Genomic DNA, 23,542 nt, shown 5'->3' on the forward strand with positions numbered 1-23,542 from the left:
TCATAATGGCTGCTAAAGACGTTAAATTTGGTAACGACGCTCGCGTAAAAATGCTTGAAGGCGTGAACATTCTTGCCGATGCGGTAAAAGTGACACTAGGTCCTAAGGGCCGTAACGTTGTTCTAGACAAATCTTTTGGTGCACCAACCATTACCAAAGATGGTGTTTCTGTTGCGCGTGAAATCGAATTGGAAGACAAATTCCAAAACATGGGCGCACAAATGGTGAAAGAAGTTGCGTCAAAAGCAAATGACGCAGCGGGTGACGGTACCACCACAGCAACCGTGCTTGCGCAAGCAATTATCGCTGAAGGCCTAAAGGCTGTTGCTGCAGGTATGAACCCAATGGATCTAAAACGCGGCATCGACAAAGCCGTTGCTGCAGCCGTTGAAGAGCTAAAAGTGCTTTCTGTTCCTTGCGCAGATACCAAAGCGATCGCGCAAGTGGGCACCATCTCTGCAAACTCTGATGCGACCGTAGGTAACATCATTGCAGAAGCGATGGAAAAAGTGGGTCGCGACGGCGTGATCACCGTTGAAGAAGGTCAAGCACTACAAGACGAGCTTGATGTAGTTGAAGGTATGCAGTTTGATCGCGGCTATCTTTCTCCATACTTCATCAACAACCAAGAGTCTGGTTCTGTTGATCTAGAAAACCCATATATCCTATTGGTGGATAAAAAAGTTTCAAACATTCGTGAATTGCTACCAGCACTGGAAGCAGTTGCGAAAAACTCTCGCCCACTATTGATCGTGGCTGAAGATGTTGAAGGCGAAGCCTTGGCAACTTTGGTTGTGAACAACATGCGTGGCATCGTGAAAGTTGCAGCGGTGAAAGCACCAGGTTTTGGTGACCGTCGTAAAGCGATGCTTCAAGATATCGCGGTACTGACTGCAGGTACTGTGATCTCTGAAGAAGTGGGTCTAGAGCTTGAAAAAGCACAACTAGAAGATTTGGGCCAAGCAAAACGCGTGACCATCACCAAAGAAACCACCACCATTATTGATGGCGTGGGCGATGAAGTGATGATTCAAGGTCGTGTGGCGCAAATTCGTCAACAAATCGAAGATGCAACTTCAGACTATGATCGTGAAAAACTACAAGAGCGCGTAGCGAAATTGGCTGGCGGTGTTGCTGTGATCAAAGTGGGCGCAGCCACTGAAGTTGAAATGAAAGAGAAGAAAGATCGCGTTGAAGATGCGCTACATGCAACACGTGCGGCGGTTGAAGAAGGCGTGGTTGCTGGTGGTGGCGTGGCATTGATTCGCGCAGCATCAAAAGTGGTAAATCTTCAAGGTGACAACGAAGAGCAAAACGTGGGTATTCGCGTTGCACTTCGCGCTATGGAAGCACCACTTCGTCAAATCACCAAAAACGCAGGCGATGAAGAGTCTGTGGTTGCGAACAACGTACGTGCGGGCGAAGGTAACTACGGTTATAACGCGGCGACTGGTGAGTACGGCGATATGATCGATATGGGTATTTTGGATCCAACCAAAGTGACTCGTAGCGCACTTCAGTTTGCAGCCTCTGTTGCTGGCCTGATGATCACCACCGAAGCTATGGTGACTGAGCTTCCTAAGTCTGATGCTGGTGCACCAGATATGGGTGGCATGGGCGGCATGGGTGGTATGGGCGGCATGATGTAATCATCGCTCTCACTGATGTGAATGCTTAAAAAACCGAGGCGAATGCCTCGGTTTTTTTATGCCTAAATTTAGTGGTGATCCGCAGTAGAAATGGCCCAATAAAACGCTGGATAAACAAAAAGCAATGCACCTTGAATTGAACGAGATTTTGACTTACCACTGACTTGTCGCAGCTGCGCGAAACACTGTTTTAGAGGTGTCCCTCAAATTGCATGCGAAAGATGGCAGCTTAACGCTGAGAAACTAGGCTTGAAGCTTGATAACGCTTGGTTTCAAGCATGTGACTTAGGGTTGGCGTTGTGGAATCACAGAACCATGACGCCTCTTTAACATGACTGGTTTACTGGGCGTTCATAATCGAAGTTGTACACTTTGATGCATATTCATCGATATGGAGTTAACCATGAAAAAGCTACTCATCACCGCAGCGGTGACAGCCTCTCTCGTTTCACCCAGTGTGTTGGCCGACAGCACGCCTGTGATGTTCTCGTCGATCAATGGTTTTAATGCGCCATCTGCGCAAAAAGTAAATGGCGTACGTTTGGCGGTTTTGCACGGTCAGGTGCAAGAGGTCAATGGTGTGGACTTTTCAGTACTCGGACTGTCAGAAAGTGATCGCACCACAGGGGTTAATTTTGGTTTGTTCTTTGGTGCGGCGAAAGTGAATCAGGAAATGAAGGGCGCATCACTGGGCTTGCTGAACTGGAATGAAGGCGAAACCTTGGGCGCCAATGTGGGGTTGGTCAACATGACTCATGATGTGCGCGGCCTTAACTGGAGTGCCGTCAACTATTCAGATGGTTACACCATGGCAGATGTAGGCTTTGCCAGTATTTCTGATAAATCGAATTTCCAATTGGGTCTATTTAATATGACCAACGAGATTGATGGGGTGCAGATTGGTTTGTTGAACTGCGCTGACAATGGCTTTTTGAAATGTTTTCCATTTATCAATTTCTAAGGGGGCGTTGAAAGGTCGAGCGTCGCTCGTTTCTTTTATGCCACCTTAGAGAATAAGTTCATTGATAAAAACCGCAGCCAAGGCTGCGGTTTTTTATGCGCGCTATTTGTACCTTTCTTAAAAGGATTCAACCTTTGAAGCATATCGATGAATATGAATCTAATCGCAATCTGTTTCAGTGATTTTCGTTAGCTGGTGTGAAAGCTGATAGATTAAATTTTTGCTTGAAAAAGCATCGCCTTACACTATGCGCAACTTGAGTATCATGGCCAATGACAGGGAGTAAGTCACGATGTTGTGGGGAAAGCGGGTTTACCGTAAGAAACTGGGGCATGTCGGGGATTTTTGCGCAATTTGCCGTAAGATCACTGCTAATAAAGTTGAAAAGCGAACGCTTCGTCGTGCGGTTTTGGGCATTCCCGTGAGTGCGCCATTGCGCATTACCCATGATAAGACATGCTGTGATTGCGGCACGCAAACCGGCTGTTACCCCAGCTATTATCAAGAATATCTCCGTCGTTTACCCAAGCACATTTCAGTGGAAGCGCTGAGTGCACGTACCTTTCCTGATATTTATCAGCGTTATGATGGCCGCTTGCAGCTTGAGCAGCACGTTTATATCAATCCCAAAACCATTGGTACCTCACAGCGCTATGAGTTGTTGCAAGAGCCCTTTGATCTGTTGAGTTCGGAAGTGGATCAAAAAATGGCGCAAGGTTGTGTCGATTGGCAGGTGATACTGACATTTATCCTGCTGCTAGCTGCGCCTGTGGGGTCATTTTATTTAGGTGTCATCTTTGCGTGGCCAGTGCAATGGTGTGTGTATACCCTGATGGCTAGTGTGTTGATTCTTGGTATTGTTGCACTCAATCAAATCTCTTTGGCTAAAAGCCGCTGGGTACGTCGCCGGATTTTTCCGCGTTTATCACGCGCCGTGCGTCCTTTGTTACCTACGGATAAAGAGCTTGAGATCGTGTTTGATAAATATACGAGGCAGCGTAAGCGCATCGCCCATCGCCGCGATAAGAAAGCGCTACTCAATATGGTCCATAAGACGCCGATTACCACAGCGACTACCATGGCTTCTTAACTTGTCAATAATCACCAATGTGCCTATGCTGCCGCAATATTCAAGGAGTACTTATGAAGATTGTGGTTGCGGCACTGGCCGTCAAAAACCAATGTGTTTTACTTGCGCGACGTGATGCGCAGCAAAAGCATGCTGGATTCTGGGAATTTCCCGGCGGTAAAGTTGAAAACCAAGAAACCTTAGCGCAAGCCCTATGCCGTGAGCTGCAAGAGGAGCTTGGTGTGATAGCGCAAGTGGGCGATGAATTTGCACGTAGCCAATATCACTATCCCGGTGGTGCTATTGAACTGGTGGCGCTTTGGACTGAATTTGATGATAGTCCCATGGCGCTGCGCGTTCATGATGCGGTGCAGTGGGTTCCCATCGAGCGCTTGCGAGATTACGGATTAACGCCGGCGGATATCCCTATTGCTGAGAAACTGATCACAACGCAGCTTAAGGACGCGCATTAAGCACTCGGGTTTTGTGTTTTACCTCGCAATTTAGCGCGGACTGACCTTCAATTGTCGGTTGAGGCGCACAATCTATCTCTTCTTTTCCTATTTTTAACATGTGGTAACAATTTGTTTACCTTGCTCCATGGAAAACTATTCGCACCCCCTATGCGAATAAGGAGAAAAGAGATGAACCCCTTGTTTGTATTTATGATGGCGATGCTGCTCTGCTGTACGGTTCAGGCAGGCCTATAAATTAACCGCGGCGCTGTGCCGCGGTTTTTGTTTTCGCGCATCTACGCTTGAAGAGTGCCACCAAGCCCACACTTTTCCACTTTCCCATCTTTAAAATAGTTTGCCAAATCTGCCTTGTGCATTTGCCTCTGTGCTAGACTGGGGGTCATTTATTTTTCTTGGTAGTTGCATGTTAGTCGAACAACAAATGGAACAGGCAAAGGCGATCTGTGACCAACGCGGGGTGCGGATGACACCACAGCGGATGATGGTTTTTGCGCTTTTACTCAGGCAGCGTAAAGCTCAGAGCGCCTATGATTTGTTGGATGCATTAAAGTTAGAAATGCCCCATGCCAAGCCGCCGACTGTGTATCGCGCCTTGGATTTTTTGCTTGAGCAGGGATTTATTCATAAAGTTGAATCGACTAATAGTTTTATCGCTTGTGGCCATCTTGGCTCGGCACAACACTGTTCAGTATTGCTGATTTGTGAGCGTTGTGATGCGGTGGTGGAAACTCACCATCACCAGATTGAGCATGCGCTCAATGAACAAGCACAGCAGCATGGGTTTCAAGTGCTTCAGCATGTGATCGAAACCCATGGTGTGTGCCCTCAGTGCCAGTCTTAGGTCGCACCATTTGATTGAGTAAAGATATTTAGAATAATGCGTGCAGAATTTGTAAACCCGTTTTTATCCTCGTTATTAAACGTGCTAAAAACCATGGCAGCCTTGGAGCTGCAACCGCAAAAACCTCGTTTAAAAAAAGATGAGGTGGCGCGGGGAGATGTGTCTGGTCTGATTGGGATGATCGGCCCGCAAACCAAAGGCTCATTGAGTATTACCTTTGATGAGTCTTTGGCGCTGGAGATCATGGAGCGGATGCTTGGTGAGCGTCCAAGATCCATCGACGAAGACGTGACCGATATGGTCGGTGAAATTACCAATATGGTTACCGGTGGTGCCAAGCGAATGTTGGCAGAAAAAGGGTTCGATTTTGATATGGCGACGCCTGCTGTGGTGTCGGGGAGTAATCACACCATTACCCATAAGACTGATGGCGCCATCATCATCATGCCTTTTCAATCAAGCTATGGTTCAGCCCATATTGAAATCTGCTTTGATTAAGTAGAACGCACAAAGTGCGATACATGGAGCGTAAGCAATGACTGGGATGTTGTGGCTGTCGTTGTTGTTTGTCTGTTTACTCGGGGCGATGTCACCTGGCCCGAGTTTAGTGATTGTGGCTCAGCATACGCTGGCTAGTGGTCGAAAGCAGGGGGTATTAACCGCTTGGGCGCATGCGCTGGGTATCGGTTTTTATGCGCTGCTAACCTTGATGGGTTTAGCGCTGTTGATTGAAGCGCATCCCACGGCCTTTCGTGTGGTCAGTTATGCCGGTGCCGCTTACCTCATTTGGCTTGGCATTGGCGCTTTACGTTCAACCCATGGCATTGGTGCAAAGCTTGCTGCTGGCAAGCCCGCGCCTTGGTATGCCGGCATGCGAGATGGTTTAGCCATCTCCTTACTGAGCCCCAAAATTATCCTCTTTTTTACCGCGCTGTTTAGTCAATTTGTCAGCCCTAGCCAAGGGCAAGAGGGCGCGTTTTTAATCGTGATGACGCCATGGGTGGTTGATGGCCTATGGTACACCTTGATTGCCTGTTTACTCTCACACCCGAAATTCTTGCCTTGGGTTCGTCGCCGCGCCGTGATGATTGATCGTCTCTCCGGCATCATTTTGATCGCACTGGCACTGCGCGTATTGATGGGCAGTTAATGCGCCGTAGCCTATTGATCATACGACCATCAAAGCGCAAAGTGGCAGACACTTTGCGCTTTTGCCTTCAGTTGGCTAAACTTCGCAGCCTATTTTGTCACCGAATAAGAGTTTGTGATGTCTCAGCCTATTAGCCGCTATCGTTTTTCCATTGCTCCTATGCTTGATTGGACTGATCGCCATTGCCGTTATTTTCATCGTTTAATGACCCAGCAAACTTTGCTGTTTACTGAAATGGTGACTACTGGCGCGATCATTCATGGTAAAGGGGACTATTTGGCATTTAACGAGGCGGAGCATCCTGTGGCATTGCAGCTGGGTGGCTCAAATCCTGCGGATTTGGCGACCTGCGCAAAATTGGCGCAAGAACGTGGTTATGATGAAGTGAACCTCAATGTGGGCTGCCCTTCTGATCGCGTGCAAAACGGCAAATTTGGCGCCTGCTTAATGGCTGAACCACAACTGGTGGCTGAGTGCGTGGCAGCAATGAAAGCCGTGGTGGATATTCCCGTGACGGTGAAAACACGTATTGGGATTGATGAGCAAGACTCCTACCCATTTTTGACTGATTTTATTCGTACGGTCAAAGAGCAAGGCGGTTGCGATCATTTCACTATTCATGCCCGTAAAGCATGGCTGCAGGGTTTAAGTCCAAAGGAAAACCGCGAAATTCCAGAGTTGGATTATTCGCGCGCCTATCAGCTCAAAGCTGATTTTCCTGAGCTCACCATTGCGGTTAATGGCGGCGTGACCTCACTTGAGCAAACAAAAGAACACCTTCAATATTTAGATGGTGTGATGATGGGGCGTGAAGCTTACCAAAACCCCTATATTTTGGCCGAGGTGGATCAGCAATTGTTCGCGAGTGATCGTCCAGTTATCACCCGTCGTCAAGTGGTGGAAGCGATGTTGCCTTATATTGAGCAACAGCTCAGTCAAGGCAGCTACTTAAGTCATATTAGTCGTCATATGCTGGGTTTATACCAAAATATGCCAGGTGCGCGTCAATGGCGTCGCTATATTAGCGAAAATGCGCATAAAGCCGGATCTGGACCGGAAGTTCTGTTAACCGCAATGGCAAAAGTGCCAGATGAGGTTAATCCTTAAGTTAGCCGAGTTCCTATGGATAGGGACGATTGTTCAAGGTTCGGCGTCAAATCAGAGGAATCGTCATGTTTGAAGTGCTCTTTTTTGTCGGTTTTGTGTCAGTACTCTTATTTACTGGCGTGAGTTTTGCAGGGGTTATTTTGGCGCTCAGTATGGGACTGACCCTACTGTTGATTGCCGGTATGTTTCTACTGCTGCTCAAGCTATTGCCTTGGATTTTGCTCGCGCTGTTGCTGGTATGGCTGGCGCGACGTTATGGACCTGTGCAGTTTCGCAATCGCGAGGCAGCAGAAAGATATTTAAGACGGTGGAAGAATCGCCGATAAGCTTAAATTGATGCGATGAGTGGTTGAAGGTTTTTCCTTCAGCTGACAGTTTTTTGAGCACAACTTTGTTATAGTGCTCAGGTTTTTAGTCACAATGAGTGAGCGGAGACGCGAATGAAAAAATTAATGACTTCTGCAGTGGCGTTAGCAGTGACGTCTGCGCTGGCAATGCCTGCGCAAGCTGCAATGTTGCTTGGTGCCAAGGCTGGCGTTTATGGCTGGGTTGCTGAAACTGACGTGACTCCAGTTGGCGGCGCAGAATTAAACGGTGGTGATGACGTAGCGAAAGGTGCCTATGTTGCAATCGAGCACTTTATTCCATTGATTCCAAATGTGAAATTGCGTTACCACAACTATGAAGCTGATCGTTTTGAGATGACTCAAACGGATATGATCGCTTACTACGAAATCTTGGATAACGATGCATTGGCATTTGATATCGGTGTGAACTTCTCAAACTACGACGGTATCGACCGTACTGCAGGCGGCAAAGCTTTTGATAGCTGGACCCCTAGCATCTACAGTGAAGCAATCATCGGTCTACCTGCAACGCCATTGAGCCTTTACGGTGAAATGAACTTCGGTAGCTTTGATGGCACATCAACCTTTGACGGTCAATTTGGTTTGTTCTACACCTTGCCAATTCCTGCAATTGATGTGAACTTGAAAGCTGGTTACCGCGTGATCGATAACGACTTCGACAACTTCGATGGTTATTCTCGCGAATTCAACCAAGAAGGTTTCATCTTCGGTGCAGAGATCGTGATGTAATCCAGCTGGATTTGAATTGCAAAAAGCGCACGCCAGTCGTGCGTTTTTTTATGCCTGCGAGTTAGCATTTAGTTGAGATTAACTGATGCTATTCGCGTATACGCGCAGCCAAATCACAGGCGAAAGAGTAGGTTAAAGCTGGTGGTGGTATCGCGACTTTCAAGGCCATCGGGCACGCGACTTTGATAGCGTAGCGACTGGCTAAATTTCACTGCAATGCTATCGGTGATATTACTGGTGATACTGAGTTCACCTTCCAAGGTCTGGTTGCTATCGCCGGCAACGCCAGTCAGCAGGCCAGTAATGCTGACATTTGCTGAGCTATCCCATTGCAAACGCGCGGTTCCCTTGCCGATCGCCTCATCGACCGTTTCTGGCAAAATCAGATCAGAATCACTGAGCTCATCTAAGTTGGGTTCTTGATGGCGAAAGCCGGGGCCAATTTCAAGTTCGAGCTTGAGCGTGTCTCGATCAATCACGCGAAAACCTAAACCTATGGCGGCGGTGACGTTATAGAAATAGGATCCAAACTTATCTTCTAGAAAATCGACGTTACCAAAAAGGTAACTGTTAGATTGAGGCAGGAGCAGGTAGTCGCTTTGCAATTTGAGCTGGCTGCGTTGGCCGCTGCGCTCGCCATCGGATTGCGCGGTATAAAGGCGCACTTCACCAAAGCTACGGGAACGGCCATATTGATAGCTAAGGGCGGTGCGGCTGTTAAATGCATGGCTGTTCTTATTGCCGTCTTGACCAAAATAGCCCAATTCAATTTCCATATCCCACAGACCAGCGCTGGTTTCTTGGTCCGAATAATAAGATAGTGAATCAACTTGAGGCGTGGGGCGATCCATTACCGCGGGCATGGGATTGTTGAGTCGATAGGGATGGTAGAGGGTGGCACTCACAGGGACAGCTGCGGCGCATAAGCAAAAAAGAACTAAATACAGCGATCGCAAATGCGCAACCTCGAATAAAAAATAGCCTTGCTCACCATAGAGAATTGCATTTTGATTAGCAAGGGTGAGGCTGGGTGATGGCGCACAGATTCTGTGAATTTTCGGTCAGAATTTTGATTTGTGCGCTAATGCGGCAATGAGCGCATTCGCACCTCGAAGCGACCGCAGATTATGAGTATACTGGTGCGCTATTCATAAAGAGAGATGAGATTCGATGGCCGAAGTCGCAAAACATCCCAAACGTGGGGGCAAAGATAGCCAAGTTGATGGCGTCAAAATGCCACCCCATTCGCTAGAGGCTGAGCAGTCTGTTCTTGGCGGCTTGATGCTGGATAACGAACGCTGGGATAACGTGGCCGAAAAAGTAGTGGCCAAGGACTTTTATTCTCGTGCCCATCGTCTGATCTTTGGATCGATTCAAGCGATTTTGGACAACGGCCAACCGCTGGATTTGATCACCCTTTCTGAACATCTCGAATTGCATGAAAAGCTCGAAGAGGTGGGCGGTTTTGCCTATCTTGCTGAGCTTGCGAAAAATACGCCAAGTGCGGCGAACATTGGTGCTTACGCTGAGATCGTGCGCGAACGTGCGCTTATCCGTGAAATGATCTCGGTCGCCAACGAAATTGCTGACAACGGCTATGAGCCGCAAGGTCGCAGTGCGGGTGACTTGCTGGATTTGGCGGAAAGTAAAGTGTTTGCTATTGCTGAGCAACGCACCAGTGCCAATGAAGGTCCGCAGAACGTTGAGCGTATTTTGGAAAGTACCCTTGAACGTATCGAGCTGCTGTATCAAACGCCGCAAGATGGCGTCACTGGGGTTTCCACAGGCTTTAATGATCTCAATAAGAAAACGGCAGGTTTGCAGCCTTCTGATTTGATCATCGTCGCGGCGCGTCCGTCCATGGGTAAAACGACGTTTGCCATGAACCTGTGTGAAAACGCAGCCATGGATCAAGAGAAGCCGGTGTTGATCTTCTCTTTGGAGATGCCCGCCGAACAGATCATGATGCGTATGCTGGCCTCTTTGTCTCGCGTCGATCAAACACGCATTCGTACCGGCCAGTTGGATGATGAAGACTGGGCGCGTATCTCATCGAGTATGGGTATTCTGATGAATAAAAAGAATATGTATATCGATGACAGCTCTGGTTTGACGCCTACTGATGTGCGCTCTCGCGCCCGCCGAATTGCCCGTGAGCATGGCGGATTAAGCATGATCATGGTCGACTACTTACAGTTGATGCGCGTTCCTGGCATGCAGGATAACCGTACCCTGGAGATCGCAGAGATCTCTCGCTCGCTAAAAGCGCTGGCCAAAGAGCTCAATGTGCCTGTGGTGGCGCTGTCGCAGCTGAACCGTAGTCTGGAACAACGCGCCGACAAACGTCCGGTGAACTCGGATTTGCGTGAATCTGGAGCGATTGAGCAGGATGCCGATTTGATCATGTTTATTTATCGCGATGAGGTGTATAACCCCGAGAGCCCATACAAAGGAACCGCCGATATTATCATTGGTAAGCAACGTAACGGTCCCATCGGTTCGGTTCGTCTCACCTTCCAAGGCCAATGGTCGCGTTTTGATAATTATGCTGGCAGTACAGATTTTGATGAATAAGGAACAAGCATGATAGCGGCAACCGCGCAGATTGACTTAAACGCGCTGCAGGCCAACTGGCAAAAACTTCGACAACAAGCATCCAATAGCAAACTCCTCGCTGTGGTGAAAGCCAACGGCTATGGCGGTGGTTTGGTGCCAACAGCAAAGGCCTTAACCGATGCCGACGCCTTTGGTGTCGCGCGTTTTGAAGAGGCGTTAATTTTGCGTGCAGGCGGTATTGATGTGCCCATTTTGCTGCTTGAAGGTTTCTATCATCCTGATGCTTTGCCGCAGATTGCCGATCTAAAAATTGAAACTGTGGTGCACAGTTTTGAGCAGCTTGAAGCGCTTGAGCAAGCGCAGCTATCACGCCCCATTCCGGTGTGGTTGAAAATTGATACAGGTATGCATCGCTTGGGCATTCGTGCCGAACAGGTGGATGAAGTGGTGGCGCGTCTACATGCCTGCGACAATGTCGCCAAACCTGTACGTTATATCAGTCACTTTGCCTGCGCCGACGAGCTCAGCAATCCACTGACTGAGCAGCAAATTGCCTGTTTTGAAAAACTGACTGAAGGTCACCGTGGCGAGCGCTCCATTGCAGCTTCAGCGGGGATCCTTTCTTGGCCACAAAGCCACTATGACTGGGTGCGTCCCGGTATTATTTTGTACGGTGTGTCTCCCTTTGCTGAAAAATGTGGGCAGGATTTGGGCTACCAACCTGTGATGCGTCTTTCTAGTTCGATTATTGCCGTGCGTGACCATAAAAAAGGCGAGCCCGTGGGCTATGGCAGCACTTGGCGCGCTGATCGCGATACCAAACTTGGCGTGATTGCCATTGGTTATGGTGATGGCTACCCACGTTTGGCGCCAAGTGGCACGCCAGTCTGGGTTTGTGGCAAGAATGGTCAAGCGGGTCGTATGGTGTCGCTGGCTGGTCGCGTCTCCATGGATATGATCACTGTTGATCTAGGGCCAGATGCTACCGAGCAAGTGGGCGATGAAGTGGTGCTCTGGGGTCCTGAACTACCTGTTGAGCGCATTGCGGAAGGTGTTGGTACCATCGGCTATGAATTGGTGACACAACTCACCCAACGTGTGCGTATGGTTTACATCGACTAATCCAAAACACGTCATTTTTGAGTTTGAAAAAACGCGCCTTTGGGCGCGTTTTTAGTTTATTGGCGAGTGAAGCCGATGAAATTGAATGCGTCTCGAATTTGTTCTTAAAGTATTGATGTAATAAATGGATTGAAATGTTCTTTGGCATTTTTCGCTTTATATTGTGGCGTTATTGGGTATTGAGGAATGCGTCTCATGAAGCGAGTCATCATGTTATTTCTGTGTATGCCGATGTTGGTATGGGCTAAAGGACCCCCCTGGGAGGTAGAATATGATATTTATCATCATATCGATCCTTATCAGAAACTAACGGCTGAGCAATACCAGCAGGAAGAGCGGTGGTATTACTGCAGTATATTTGTGTCTGATGTGAGTATTGCGACAGGTTCTCTGTCGATCACTGAGCCGCATCGCGTACAAGAGCATCTCGACATATTAGCCACAATATATCCTGTTGAGGAATATGGGATTGATGGTGAGCTACATCAGATGGTCTTTGATATGGCTAAGCAATACGCAGGCGCGTGGGTAGAAGGCGCGGACAATACAGCAATTAAGCAAGAAGCGTGGCGGCGTTGTATGAATATTCCTGTGGCCCGCTTTAATTAGTTTTCTTTCTTGAACGCGCCTTTGGGCGCGTTTTTTGTTGCGTGAACAAATTGAATGCTAGCTCGAACAATTAATGAAAAGCATTATGAAACATAGGGATAATCGTTATTTTTTAATCCGAAATCATATAATCCGCCACTGAATGTTACGGAGTGGAATGGATTTGATGAAACGATTATTGGCGGTATTGTTGTTTTTCCCAGTGTTAGTATGTGCTGAAAGTCAGCCATGGGAAATCTATTACCCTATGCATCGGGATGATGACGGTTCACAGGAATATATGCTTGAATTTGAACGTTGGGAAGCGTGTCGAATGATGGTTTTTAATGCCGGCATTGCGACGCAAGCGTTAGCTATAGGCTTGAACCCTGAGAATCTTGATTTGACTAAAGATGAATTTCTTGCAATGCAAAGAAAGACGGTTCAGTCGATGTATGACACGAGTCTGGAAGGCGTTGAGGGGCGCATGAATCAGCTGATTTTAAATATCGCTGAAGCTCATAAAGAGGCGTGGGTGGTGGATCAGCCTAACTTATCAATTCATCAAGACGCATGGAATCAGTGCATACAAATGGATTTAAGTTTGTTTGAGTAACATGAATAAACGCGCCTCTGGGCGCGTTTTTTTATTGCCCTTGAATGGTCACAACCAATCGGCGCTGGCCACCATGCTGGCGGTGCTCACCTAAATAGATACCTTGCCAAGTACCTAGTAAGAGTCGGCCATTGGTCACGGGAATGGTCAGCTGATTGCCAACCAGGCTGGATTGAATATGCGCGGGCATATCATCAGGGCCTTCATCAGTATGGGTGAAGTAGGGCGTATCGTCAGCCACCGCATGGGCAAAGTAGCGCTGCATATCGGCGCGCACGCTTGGGTCCGCATTTTCATTCAGGGTTAAGCTTGCTGAGGTATGCTGTAAAAACAGATGAACTAATCCACATTGTGGTAACAAATGGCCAATATATTGTTCGACTTCATGGGTGATGAGATGAAAGCCGCGTGAGCGTGCTTTAAGTGTGATGAGCTGTTGTTGCCACATGGTGATTTGCCTGACATTGATGAAAATTCATATTGACTAATAAATCATGAACATCACCACAGTTAAGTGAGCAAATGTCATGCGTCTGTGAAGAAACTGGACTAAATTGTGTGACATAAAACTCGACCGAGCAAGGGCCGATTCGGTAGACTTTGGGCCTTGCACAAAAATCAATTTTCGAGGGTGGCAGCAAGAGCTGCGGCTCTTTTTGCTTGCGAGTGCAGGGGAACCTGCCAATCAAAAAAATTAGGATGTTTCGATGAAAAATATCAACCCAACGCAAACTGCGGCATGGGCCGAGCTACAAGCGCACTTTGATGCGCAGCAAGGCTTTGACCTACGCGCTGCATTTGCTGCTGATAGCAATCGCTTTGCGAACTTCTCGACCTCTTTTGGCGATGATTTTCTTTTGGATTACTCCAAAAACCTGATCACTGAAGAGACCATGACCAAGCTAGTGGCGTTGGCAGAGCAAATCGATCTACCAAGTGCCATTGCAGCGATGTTCTCAGGTGAAAAGATCAACCGCACTGAAGATCGCGCAGTATTACACGTGGCCCTTCGTAACCGCAGCAATATGCCAATCAAAGTCGATGGCGAAGATGTCATGCCAAAAGTAAATGCTGTGCTTGAGAAGATGCGCGGCTTTACTGATCGTGTGATCTCTGGTGATTGGAAAGGCTACACCGGCAAAGCGATCACTGACGTCGTGAACATTGGTATCGGCGGCTCAGATTTGGGTCCATACATGGTATGTGAAGCATTGACGCCATTTAAAAATCATCTGAAACTTCACTTCGTTTCTAACGTTGATGGCACCCATATCGCGGAAACATTGAAAAAAGTGGATCCTGAAACCACCCTATTCTTGGTGGCTTCAAAAACCTTTACCACCCAAGAAACCATGACCAACGCGCACTCTGCACGTGATTGGTTTATGGCGACTGCAGGTGACAGTGCCCATGTTGCGAAACACTTTGCGGCGCTTTCAACCAATGCGCCAGCAGTTGCTGAGTTTGGTATTGATACCGACAACATGTTTGAGTTCTGGGATTGGGTTGGCGGTCGCTACTCTCTTTGGTCAGCGATCGGTATGCCAATTGCGCTAGCCATTGGTTTCGATAACTTTATCGAGCTATTAAGTGGTGCCCATGATATGGACCAACACTTTGCCAACACCCCGCTACGCGACAACATGCCAGTGATTTTGGCACTGATTGGCCTTTGGTATAACAACTTCTATGGCGCTGAATCTGAAGCGATTTTGCCATATGACCAGTATATGCATCGTTTTGCAGCGTACTTCCAACAGGGCAATATGGAGTCCAATGGTAAGTATGTGGATCGCAATGGCAATCCAGTGGATTACCAAACTGGCCCAATCATTTGGGGTGAGCCGGGTACCAACGGTCAGCATGCTTTCTATCAGTTGATTCACCAAGGTACCAAACTGATCCCTTGTGACTTTATTGCCATGGCGCAAAGCCACAACCCACTTGGCGATCACCATCCAAAATTGATGGCGAACTTCTTTGCACAAACAGAAGCTTTGGCCTTTGGTAAAACCAAAGCGCAAGTGGAAGCTGAGTTTGTCGCTGCTGGTAAATCAGCAGAAGAAGTGGCATCGCTTGTACCATTTAAAGTGTTTGAAGGTAACCGCCCAACCAACGCGATTTTGCTTAAATCATTGACCCCACGTAGCTTGGGTCAGTTGATTGCTATGTACGAGCACAAAATCTTCTGTCAGGGCATTATTTGGAACATCTTTAGCTTTGACCAATGGGGCGTTGAGCTTGGTAAACAGCTTGCCAGTGCGATCCTGCCTAAATTGGAAAACGAAGCGCTCGTGTGCGATCACGACAGTTCAACCAATGGTTTGATCAACCGCTTTAAAATGATGCGTCGCTAATTGCGCGTCTTCATTTGAAAATGTTTGATAAAAAACGCGCCTCTCTGGGCGCGTTTTTGTATTTAGAAATCCCCTTTGATTGCGCCTTGGATGATTCAATATTGTTTTGGATGAGCGGCAGGACGCCGCGAAAGCTTTGTCTGTGTCGGGAACACATTCAAAGCGGTCCAAATGAGCAATATTGAAGCATCAAAGAATGAGCGCAATTTAGGGCGGCCTCTTTGCCTACTTTCTGGGCTGTTGCAGAAAGTAGGTCGCCTTTCGGGGCGAGACCCGAAAGGCACAAACCGTTTTCTTGAAATCACTTGGTTGAATTGCCTGAAGAGCTCGTTCTTTATTGAGTAAAGATCGAAAGCTCTATTCCAAATGTAAATCGATGAGCGTTTTACTTGGGCGCCCGCCAATTTCACGAGTCAGTTTAGGCACCAAATAGCCAGACACTAAGGTCACGAGATTGGCCATGATTTCGCGCGCGCGATCGTCGCTGACTAAGAAATGAGCTGCGCCCTGCACTTTATCTAAAAGGTGTAGGTAGTAGGGCAAAATGCCGATATCAAAGAGTCGGTTACTGAGAGTCGCCAGTATTTGCGCGTCATCATTAATGCCTTTGAGCAGCACCCCTTGGTTAAGCAGGGTGACACCTGCGTTTTTCAGTTTTCGCATCGCACTTGCCAGCGCTTCGTCGATCTCTTGCGGGTGATTAATATGGGTAACTAGCAGCACTTGAAAGCGGGTGTTTTGTAGCAGATCGCAGAGTGCGTCGGTGACACGACTTGGGATCACCACAGGCAAGCGTGAGTGAATGCGCAGCCGTTTGATATGGCCAATGGGCTCAAGTTGGGCGATCAGCCAATCAAGTTCATGATCTTTGGCCATCAGCGGGTCGCCGCCAGAGAGAATGATCTCATTGATCTCAGGTTGCTGGGCAATATAGTCAATCGCTTGTTGCCAATGACGCTTGCCACCTGGATTGTCGGCATAGGGGAAGTGACGGCGAAAACAGTAGCGGCAATTTACCGCGCAGCCGCCTTTGAGGATCATCAGCGCGCGATTTTTATATTTATGTAAGATACCGGCTTGCTGATTGCTGGCATGCTCTTCAAGGGGATCGGCGGTAAAACCTGGGCTTTGGAATAATTCCTGCTCAATGGGCAGCACTTGTTTTAAAATGGGATCATCAATGTTTCCCGGCTGCATGCGATCGATCAATGCTTGTGGTACGCGCTGGGCAAATTGCGCACGAGCTGCCTGCCAGTTGGGCCACTGTGCATGAGGAATCGCCAATTTTTTGAGTAGTGTCTCAGGATCAGACACGCCATGGGCTAACTCATCGAGCCAGTTTTGTTCAACTGTGACCCTGTTTCGGGTTATCATGTGCGGCATTATTTTTTAACTCGAGATGTTAAGAGGATCAGATGGCGTCTTTTAGTACTAACGACTTCCGTAGCGGACTTAAAATTATGCTCGATAATGAACCTTGTGTCATTACCGACAACGAGTTCGTCAAACCAGGTAAAGGCCAAGCGTTTAACCGTGTAAAAATTCGTAAACTGCTATCTGGCAAAACCCTTGAGAAAACTTTCAAGTCTGGTGAAACCGTAGAAGCTGCTGATGTAATGGATATCGATCTTGATTATCTATACAACGACGGTGAGTTCTACCACTTCATGAACAACGAAACCTTTGAGCAAATCGCGGCTGACGTTAAAGCAGTGGGCGACAACGCAAAATGGTTGGTTGAGAACAACGAATGTATGCTAACCCTTTGGAACGGTAACCCAATCGCGGTAACCCCAGCAAACTTCGTTGAGCTTGAAGTCATTGAAACTGATCCTGGCCTGAAAGGCGACACTCAGGGTACTGGCGGTAAACCTGCAACACTTTCAACTGGTGCTGTGGTTCGTGTTCCTCTATTTATCCAGATCGGTGAAGTGATCAAGGTAGATACACGTAGCGCTGAATACGTGGGCCGTGTGAAGTAATCACTTGGCTTTGATAAAAAACCACGCCCGATGCGTGGTTTTTTTATGCGTGAAATTTGGCGTTCACGGTCAGCCTTGACCATGCTTAGTGATGCTCATGGCACATTTAGCGGAGGCGACATGACCCGTGATCAATTAAGACAGATGTACCAAAACCAAGTGCTGGTGGAAGCGCAGGTGGAGCCATCCTTGCATGGCCAATCTGGCTGGATTGTGGCCTGTCGTGATGCGCGAGGCCAGCTGCATCGGCTGACCGATTATGCTGGTGGTGAATGTTGCTATGGCAGCTTGGATGATGCCATGGAAAGCGCGCAACAAATCGGTTTTGCGCAGGTTCGAATCATTGATTAAACCGCTTAGGTTCATTTTGGCGTGGTAGAAACAACAGCGGGATGCGCATTTCCTTTTTCCAAAACGTTATAAAACATACTGATCCATTCTTTCTCCTTATTTTTGTAACTGGCTAATCTATCGTCACGCAATGAAAAGGAATGTCGTGATATGTCTGCTAAGGATTTATTGGGATTCGCCAGTCCCCTCTCTGATCAGCAAGTGAACCAGTTGCAACAAGGCATCGCAGATCTTTCTGCGCAGCAACTGGCCTGGGTCAGTGGTTATTTTTGGGCGCTCAGCCAAACGGGAACACAAGCTGCACAATTGATCCCTGCGGCTGCAAGTGCTGGGCCTCAAGCGCACCTAACGGTGATTTATGCATCGCAAACGGGTAACGCCAAGGGCGTCGCTCAGCAAGTGGTTGAGCAGGCGCAAGCGCTCGGTTTACCTGCCTCTTTGTATAGTGCTGATGACTACAAAGGAAAGCAGCTTGGCAAAGAAACCCATGTGCTGATTGTTGCCTCTACCAATGGTGAAGGCGAGCCGCCAGATAACGCCATTACGCTGCATGAATTTCTGCAATCGAAAAAAGCGCCCAAACTGGATGCGCTGAAATACGCAGTGATTGGTTTGGGCGATTCAAGCTATGAGTTCTTCTGCCAAACCGGTAAAGATTTCGATAACTACCTCGGTAAGCTTGGCGCCAGCGCTTTTGCTGCGCGTCTTGATTGTGATGTGGATTATCAAAGTGAGGTGGATGCATGGATTGGCGCGCAGCTCGGTGCATTAAAAGCAGAATTTGATAGCGTAGCACCAGCCGCTGGCACAAATGTGAACGCGCCTGTTGCGACCACAACGGCTGCATCAGCGTATAACAAACGTAATCCCTATCCTGCGCCGCTACTCACCAGTCAGCGCATTACCGGCCGTGATTCTGACAAAGCTGTGCACCATATCGAGTTGGATCTCGAAGACTCAGGTTTGCATTATCAACCGGGTGATGCACTGGGCGTGTACTTTGATAACGATGCTGGACTTGTGGATGCCATCTTGGCCGCTGTCGATCTCGATGGACAAACATCGGTGACAGTTGATGAGCAAGCGCTGACGCTTCGTGAGGCTTTGATTTCGCAATATGAAATCACCAGTGCGACGCCGCAGCTGATAGGCAAATATGCTGAGCTTTCAGGTAGTAAAAAGCTTGAAAAACTAGCGCAGGATAAAGATGCCTGCCGTCAATATGCCAACAACACCCAAATTATCGATGTCCTCAAGCAAAAGAAAACCAAACTCAGCGCTGAGCAGTTGCTTGGTCTGCTGCGCCGTTTGACCCCACGTTTGTACTCCATCGCCTCTAGTCAGGCGGAAGTCGGGGAAGAGGTGCATCTCACCGTTGGTGTGGTGCGTTATCAAGTGGGTGATGAAACTCGCGAAGGTGGCGCATCTAGCTATCTTGCCAATCGCGTGCAAGAAGGCGACACCGTGCGTGTCTATGTGGAAAGTAACGATCACTTTAAGCTGCCAAGCGCCGATACGGATGTGGTGATGATCGGTCCTGGTACTGGGATTGCACCGTTTCGCGCCTTTATTCAGGAGCGCGATGATCAGGATGGCGATGGTCGTAACTGGTTGTTCTTTGGCGATCGCACCTTTACCCAAGATTTTCTCTACCAAGTCGAGTGGCAAAAATATATCAAAGATGGCGTTTTGGATCGTATTGATTTGGCCTTTAGCCGCGATCAGAGCGACAAGGTCTATGTTCAACACCGCATTGCCGAGCAAGGGGCTGAGCTATGGCAATGGCTCGAAAATGGCGCGCACCTTTATATTTGTGGTGATGCGACGCTCATGGCCAAAGATGTGCACGAGGCGCTCAAGCAAGTGGTGATTGCGCACGGCAATAAAGATGAAACCAGCGCTGAAGCCTATCTCAATGAATTGCGTCAACAGAAACGCTATCAAAAGGATGTGTACTAATGAGTGAGCAAAAATTATCAGATAACGAGCGTTTGAAAGGGCAAAGTAACTTTCTGCGCGGCACCATTGAAGCCGATTTGGCTGATCCCCTAACCGGCGGCTTTACCGCCGATAACTTTCAGCTCATTCGTTTTCATGGCATGTATCAGCAGGATGACCGCGATATTCGTGCTGAGCGCGCCAAGCAAAAATTGGAGCCGCTGCATAATGTAATGCTGCGTGCGCGAATGCCGGGCGGGGTGATTTTGCCTCATCAATGGCTGGCCATCGATAAATTTGCCGATGAGCACACCAGCTATGGCAGTATTCGTTTAACCACTCGGCAAACTTTTCAGTTTCATGGCGTGCTGAAACCCAATATTAAATTGATGCACCAAACTCTCAATAGCATCGGCATTGACTCTATTGCCACGGCGGGGGATGTGAACCGTAATGTGCTGTGTACTTCCAATCCCATTGAGTCTGGCGTGCATCAGGAAGCTTATCAGTGGGCAACTAAAATTAGTGAGCACCTTTTGCCGCGAACTCGCGCCTATGCGGAAATTTGGCTTGATGGCGAAAAGCTGGAAGAAACGGATCAAGAGCCGATTTTAGGGAGCAACTATCTGCCCCGTAAATTCAAAACCACGCTGGCGATCCCGCCGATCAATGATGTGGATGTGCATGCCAATGACCTGAACTTTATCGCCATTAGTGAAAATGGTGAGCTGGTGGGCTTTAACGTTTTGGTTGGTGGTGGTTTGGCGATGACCCATGGCGATACCAGTACTTATCCACGTCGCGCCGATGATTTTGGTTTTATTGCCAAAGAGCACACCCTTGCCATTGCTGAGGCGGTGGTGACCACCCAACGTGATTGGGGCAACCGTAGTAATCGTAAAAATGCCAAAACCAAATACACCCTCGATCGTGTCGGCGTTGATGTCTTTAAAGCAGAAGTGGAAAAGCGCGCTGGAATTACCTTTGGTCCAAGCCGACCTTATGAATTTACCCATCGCGGCGATCGCTTTGGTTGGGTTGAAGGTATTGATGGTAAGCATCATCTCACTCTGTTTATTGAAAATGGCCGCTTGTTGGATTTTCCGGGTAAGCCACTGAAAACAGGGATGGCTGAAATTGCCAAGGTGCACCAAGGTGATTTTCGCATGACAGCCAATCAAAACATTGTGATTGCCGGGGTGCCCGAAGCACAAAAAGGGCAAATAGAGCGGATTGCGCGTGCCCATGGATTGCTTGATGATAACGTGAGTGAGCAGCGCCTCAACTCCATGGCTTGTGTGGCTTTTCCAACCTGTCCATTGGCGATGGCAGAAGCGGAGCGCTTTTTACCGGGATTTGTCACAGATGTGGAAGGCTTGCTCGCCAAACATGATGCCAGTGATGACAATATCATTTTGCGCGTCACTGGTTGTCCTAATGGTTGTGGACGCGCCATGCTTGCCGAGGTGGGCTTGGTGGGCAAAGCGCCGGGTCGCTATAACTTACATTTGGGCGGTAATCGTAACGGCACGCGGGTACCTAAGATGTATCGTGAAAATGTGACAGTTGAGCAAATTATGTCTGAGTTGGATCAGTTGATTGGCCAGTGGCGCAAGGATCGTCAAGGTGATGAAGCCTTTGGTGATTTTGTGATTCGCGCGGGCATTGTTGACGAAGTGAAGGTATCGAAGAGGGATTTTCATGCTTAAACCGCTTTCAGAGTTACTGACTTTAGACAAGGCTGCACGTACGCAAGCTTTGGCTGCCGTTAATGCAGAGCTATCAACACTGAGTGCGCAGCAGCGCGTAGCTTGGGCGCTCACGCACCTTGAGGGTGAATTTGTGCTCTCATCTAGCTTTGGTATTCAAGCGGCGGTGATGCTGCATTTGGTGACACAGGTGAAGGGGGATATTCCGGTCATCTTGACCGATACGGGCTATCTTTTTCCTGAAACCTATCACTTTATTGATCAGCTGACTGAGCGCTTAAATTTGAATTTGCGCATCTATCGCGCAGCGCAAACCCCGGCTTGGCAAGAGGCGCGTTATGGCCAGTTGTGGACGCAGGGCGTTGAAGGGATTGAGCACTATAACCGAATCAATAAAGTGGAGCCGATGCAGCGCGCATTAAAAGAGCTGGGTGCTCAAACCTGGTTCTCTGGTCTGCGTCGAGATCAAGCGAGTTCTCGTGGCGCGCTGCCAGTATTGAGTATTCAAAATGGCGTGTTTAAGTTTCTGCCGATTATTGATTGGACCAACAAAGATGTGCACTACTACTTGAAAGAGTTTGATCTGCCCTATCACCCATTATGGGATGAGGGTTACCTCTCTGTTGGCGATGTGCACACCACACAAAAGTGGGAACCGGGTATGACGGAAGAGCAAACTCGCTTTTTTGGCCTCAAACGTGAATGTGGTTTGCATGAGGACAATGAAGTGGATGGCTCTGGCATCTAGGGGTTGCCTCTGGGTTGATTTGTTTGATGAAAAGCGCTTCGGCGCTTTTTTTCGTTGTTAGCACTGCTGACAGTGCAGAAAAACAGGCTGAGTATTTACTCAATTTTGTTTGTGATTTGGCCGAAAGCTGTATTGTAAGTTCATGATAAAAAACATTTTTGTTGAGATCTTGCTCTGACTATAGTGAACGTTTTCAATGCTTTAACGGAACTTGGTTGCCATTTTTTAGTACCCGCGTATAAAGAACGCAAAGCTAAATGTTGTTATTTTTTAAGGGGTTACCATGTCTGTACCAAGCGTAGAAGAGTTCAAATCAATGCCACAAGTCAAGCAAGCTTACCTGCTTTATTTGACTGTGATTTTGGCGATCGTCGGTGTGTTTTTCTCATTTGTGAACCGTGAAAAAGGTGAAGAGTGGGAGCAAGCACATTGCATGTATCAGCTGAAAAATGTGGTGATCTCTTTGCTTGCTAGCGTTGCTGTGGGTTTCGTTGCTGGCATTATCGGGATGATTGCAGGCTTCTTGGGTGCGCTAATCGGTTTGGTCTTGAATATCGCGGTATTTGGTTGGTTGTGGTATCGCAGCTACTTGGGTTACCAAGACTATCTTCGTAGCCGTGAGCCAAGTGTAAAAGGCTTCCTATTTGAGTAATTGAGATTCTCAAATATGTGACCAGTGATAATCGTTACTGGTATGGAGAAGCATGAGGATTCACACCGCTTGTGTGAGCTCTCATGCTTTTTTTATTTGGTCAGGATTTCCCAACTTGTATTCGGCATTATACGGTGGAAATTTATTGATATATCTAGGGGATAGAATGAACCAGGAAGTTGTAGTAAACGGCGATCCAAAAACAGCAAAGCTTATTTATATTTTGAACTTTGTTAGTCTTGTTTTTGGTATCACGAGCTTGGTTGCAGTGATTATGGCTTACATCAATAAAGATGGCGCCGAGCCATGGTTAAGCGAGCATTACCGTTATCAGATTCGTACATTTTGGATTGGTATGTTGTATGGTGTGATCAGTCTGATTTTGTGCGTTATCTTGATCGGATTTGTGCTGGCGTTCGCGCTATTGGTATGGTTTATCATTCGTAACGTGAAAGGCTTCCAAGCATTAGAGCAAGGGCAAGCCCCTACCAACGTGGATTCTTGGTTATTCTAAGTGATTCTGCGTTTATGCAATAAAAAAGGCGCTTTAAGCGCCTTTTTTATTGCAGTTGC

Annotated in this window: 25 protein-coding genes; 22 read left to right on the forward strand and 3 right to left on the reverse strand. The window is 47.9% G+C overall.

The features are described 5' to 3' along the window. Positions 1 to 5 precede the first annotated feature (5 nt). From groL to L9P36_RS01200, 10 genes are all read left to right on the forward strand, one after another. Positions 6 to 1,649: a chaperonin GroEL gene (gene groL / locus L9P36_RS01155; protein WP_237464286.1), complete on the forward strand. Its 1,644-nt coding sequence runs from the start codon at positions 6 to 8 to the stop codon at positions 1,647 to 1,649. Positions 1,650 to 2,052: 403 nt separating this feature from the next. Further along, the gene (locus L9P36_RS01160) at positions 2,053 to 2,610 is read left to right on the forward strand and encodes a VC2662 family protein (RefSeq protein ID WP_237464287.1); all 558 of its coding nucleotides are present in this window, start codon (positions 2,053 to 2,055) and stop codon (positions 2,608 to 2,610) included. A gap of 292 nt (positions 2,611 to 2,902) precedes the next feature. After that, positions 2,903 to 3,700, forward strand: coding sequence for a hypothetical protein (locus L9P36_RS01165; RefSeq protein ID WP_237464289.1), 798 nt, complete (start codon positions 2,903 to 2,905; stop codon positions 3,698 to 3,700). A gap of 53 nt (positions 3,701 to 3,753) precedes the next feature. Then, positions 3,754 to 4,152, forward strand: coding sequence for a (deoxy)nucleoside triphosphate pyrophosphohydrolase (locus L9P36_RS01170; protein WP_237464290.1), 399 nt, complete (start codon positions 3,754 to 3,756; stop codon positions 4,150 to 4,152). Between the two features lie 406 nt (positions 4,153 to 4,558). Next, positions 4,559 to 4,996, forward strand: a complete 438-nt coding sequence (zur, locus tag L9P36_RS01175) for a zinc uptake transcriptional repressor Zur (protein WP_237464292.1) — start codon at positions 4,559 to 4,561, stop codon at positions 4,994 to 4,996. A 36-nt stretch (positions 4,997 to 5,032) separates the two neighbouring features. Continuing rightward, the gene (locus tag L9P36_RS01180; RefSeq protein WP_237464293.1) at positions 5,033 to 5,494 is read left to right on the forward strand and encodes a chemotaxis protein CheX; all 462 of its coding nucleotides are present in this window, start codon (positions 5,033 to 5,035) and stop codon (positions 5,492 to 5,494) included. A 37-nt stretch (positions 5,495 to 5,531) separates the two neighbouring features. Continuing rightward, entirely contained in the window at positions 5,532 to 6,146 is a 615-nt protein-coding gene (locus tag L9P36_RS01185) for a LysE family translocator (RefSeq protein WP_237464295.1), read from the forward strand. Between the two features lie 117 nt (positions 6,147 to 6,263). Next, positions 6,264 to 7,253, forward strand: coding sequence for a tRNA dihydrouridine(20/20a) synthase DusA (gene dusA / locus L9P36_RS01190; RefSeq protein WP_237464296.1), 990 nt, complete (start codon positions 6,264 to 6,266; stop codon positions 7,251 to 7,253). A 65-nt stretch (positions 7,254 to 7,318) separates the two neighbouring features. Then, the gene (locus tag L9P36_RS01195) at positions 7,319 to 7,579 is read left to right on the forward strand and encodes an envelope stress response protein PspG (protein ID WP_237464298.1); all 261 of its coding nucleotides are present in this window, start codon (positions 7,319 to 7,321) and stop codon (positions 7,577 to 7,579) included. Between the two features lie 114 nt (positions 7,580 to 7,693). Next, entirely contained in the window at positions 7,694 to 8,350 is a 657-nt protein-coding gene (locus L9P36_RS01200) for a TIGR04219 family outer membrane beta-barrel protein (RefSeq protein WP_237464301.1), read from the forward strand. A 113-nt stretch (positions 8,351 to 8,463) separates the two neighbouring features. Here L9P36_RS01200 and L9P36_RS01205 read toward each other — a convergent pair whose 3' ends face one another. Further along, the gene (locus tag L9P36_RS01205; protein ID WP_237464302.1) at positions 8,464 to 9,255 is read right to left on the reverse strand and encodes a DUF481 domain-containing protein; all 792 of its coding nucleotides are present in this window, start codon (positions 9,253 to 9,255) and stop codon (positions 8,464 to 8,466) included. A gap of 265 nt (positions 9,256 to 9,520) precedes the next feature. On the opposite strand from L9P36_RS01205, the gene L9P36_RS01210 reads away from it, so the two are divergent. The 4 genes from L9P36_RS01210 (at position 9,521) to L9P36_RS01225 (ending at position 13,232) form a co-directional block, all read left to right on the forward strand. Further along, a complete protein-coding gene (locus L9P36_RS01210) occupies positions 9,521 to 10,924 on the forward strand; it encodes a replicative DNA helicase (protein WP_237464304.1) in 1,404 nt (467 codons plus the stop codon). A 9-nt stretch (positions 10,925 to 10,933) separates the two neighbouring features. Continuing rightward, positions 10,934 to 12,028, forward strand: a complete 1,095-nt coding sequence (gene alr / locus L9P36_RS01215) for an alanine racemase (protein WP_237464306.1) — start codon at positions 10,934 to 10,936, stop codon at positions 12,026 to 12,028. A gap of 195 nt (positions 12,029 to 12,223) precedes the next feature. Next, positions 12,224 to 12,637 (forward strand): hypothetical protein, encoded by a 414-nt coding sequence (locus tag L9P36_RS01220; RefSeq protein WP_237464307.1) that lies wholly within the window; start codon positions 12,224 to 12,226, stop codon positions 12,635 to 12,637. A 166-nt stretch (positions 12,638 to 12,803) separates the two neighbouring features. Further along, complete coding sequence (locus L9P36_RS01225; protein ID WP_237464309.1) at positions 12,804 to 13,232, forward strand: hypothetical protein; 429 nt, start codon at positions 12,804 to 12,806, stop codon at positions 13,230 to 13,232. A gap of 31 nt (positions 13,233 to 13,263) precedes the next feature. Here the strand turns inward: L9P36_RS01225 and L9P36_RS01230 are convergent, their stop codons facing one another. Beyond that, complete coding sequence (locus L9P36_RS01230) at positions 13,264 to 13,680, reverse strand: secondary thiamine-phosphate synthase enzyme YjbQ (RefSeq protein ID WP_237464311.1); 417 nt, start codon at positions 13,678 to 13,680, stop codon at positions 13,264 to 13,266. 259 nt (positions 13,681 to 13,939) lie between these two features. Here L9P36_RS01230 and pgi point away from each other — a divergent pair, with 259 nt between their 5' ends. Then, positions 13,940 to 15,589, forward strand: a complete 1,650-nt coding sequence (gene pgi / locus L9P36_RS01235) for a glucose-6-phosphate isomerase (protein ID WP_237464313.1) — start codon at positions 13,940 to 13,942, stop codon at positions 15,587 to 15,589. Positions 15,590 to 15,946: 357 nt separating this feature from the next. Here pgi and epmB read toward each other — a convergent pair whose 3' ends face one another. Next, positions 15,947 to 16,972, reverse strand: a complete 1,026-nt coding sequence (epmB, locus tag L9P36_RS01240) for an EF-P beta-lysylation protein EpmB (protein ID WP_237464315.1) — start codon at positions 16,970 to 16,972, stop codon at positions 15,947 to 15,949. 32 nt (positions 16,973 to 17,004) lie between these two features. Here epmB and efp point away from each other — a divergent pair, with 32 nt between their 5' ends. The 7 genes from efp to L9P36_RS01275 all read left to right on the forward strand — a co-directional run bounded on the left by efp (position 17,005) and on the right by L9P36_RS01275 (position 23,483). After that, on the forward strand, positions 17,005 to 17,571 hold the full coding sequence (gene efp / locus L9P36_RS01245; RefSeq protein WP_237464316.1) for an elongation factor P: 567 nt from the start codon (positions 17,005 to 17,007) through the stop codon (positions 17,569 to 17,571). A gap of 120 nt (positions 17,572 to 17,691) precedes the next feature. Beyond that, positions 17,692 to 17,922 (forward strand): thymidylate kinase, encoded by a 231-nt coding sequence (locus tag L9P36_RS01250; protein WP_237464317.1) that lies wholly within the window; start codon positions 17,692 to 17,694, stop codon positions 17,920 to 17,922. A gap of 150 nt (positions 17,923 to 18,072) precedes the next feature. Continuing rightward, a complete protein-coding gene (locus L9P36_RS01255; protein WP_237464318.1) occupies positions 18,073 to 19,881 on the forward strand; it encodes an assimilatory sulfite reductase (NADPH) flavoprotein subunit in 1,809 nt (602 codons plus the stop codon). Next, positions 19,881 to 21,569 (forward strand): assimilatory sulfite reductase (NADPH) hemoprotein subunit, encoded by a 1,689-nt coding sequence (gene cysI, locus L9P36_RS01260; RefSeq protein ID WP_237464319.1) that lies wholly within the window; start codon positions 19,881 to 19,883, stop codon positions 21,567 to 21,569. Before L9P36_RS01255 ends, cysI begins: the two co-directional genes overlap by 1 nt. Next, positions 21,562 to 22,317, forward strand: coding sequence for a phosphoadenylyl-sulfate reductase (locus L9P36_RS01265; RefSeq protein WP_237464320.1), 756 nt, complete (start codon positions 21,562 to 21,564; stop codon positions 22,315 to 22,317). The genes cysI and L9P36_RS01265 overlap by 8 nt, the downstream gene beginning before the upstream one ends. Before the next feature lie 283 nt (positions 22,318 to 22,600). Then, the gene (locus L9P36_RS01270) at positions 22,601 to 22,969 is read left to right on the forward strand and encodes a hypothetical protein (protein ID WP_237464321.1); all 369 of its coding nucleotides are present in this window, start codon (positions 22,601 to 22,603) and stop codon (positions 22,967 to 22,969) included. Between the two features lie 166 nt (positions 22,970 to 23,135). After that, positions 23,136 to 23,483, forward strand: a complete 348-nt coding sequence (locus tag L9P36_RS01275; protein ID WP_237464322.1) for a DUF4870 family protein — start codon at positions 23,136 to 23,138, stop codon at positions 23,481 to 23,483. The last annotated feature ends 59 nt before the right edge of the window (positions 23,484 to 23,542 follow it).

The sequence above is a fragment of the Vibrio stylophorae genome (genome assembly GCF_921293875.1).
GTDB lineage: Bacteria > Pseudomonadota > Gammaproteobacteria > Enterobacterales > Vibrionaceae > Vibrio_A > Vibrio_A stylophorae.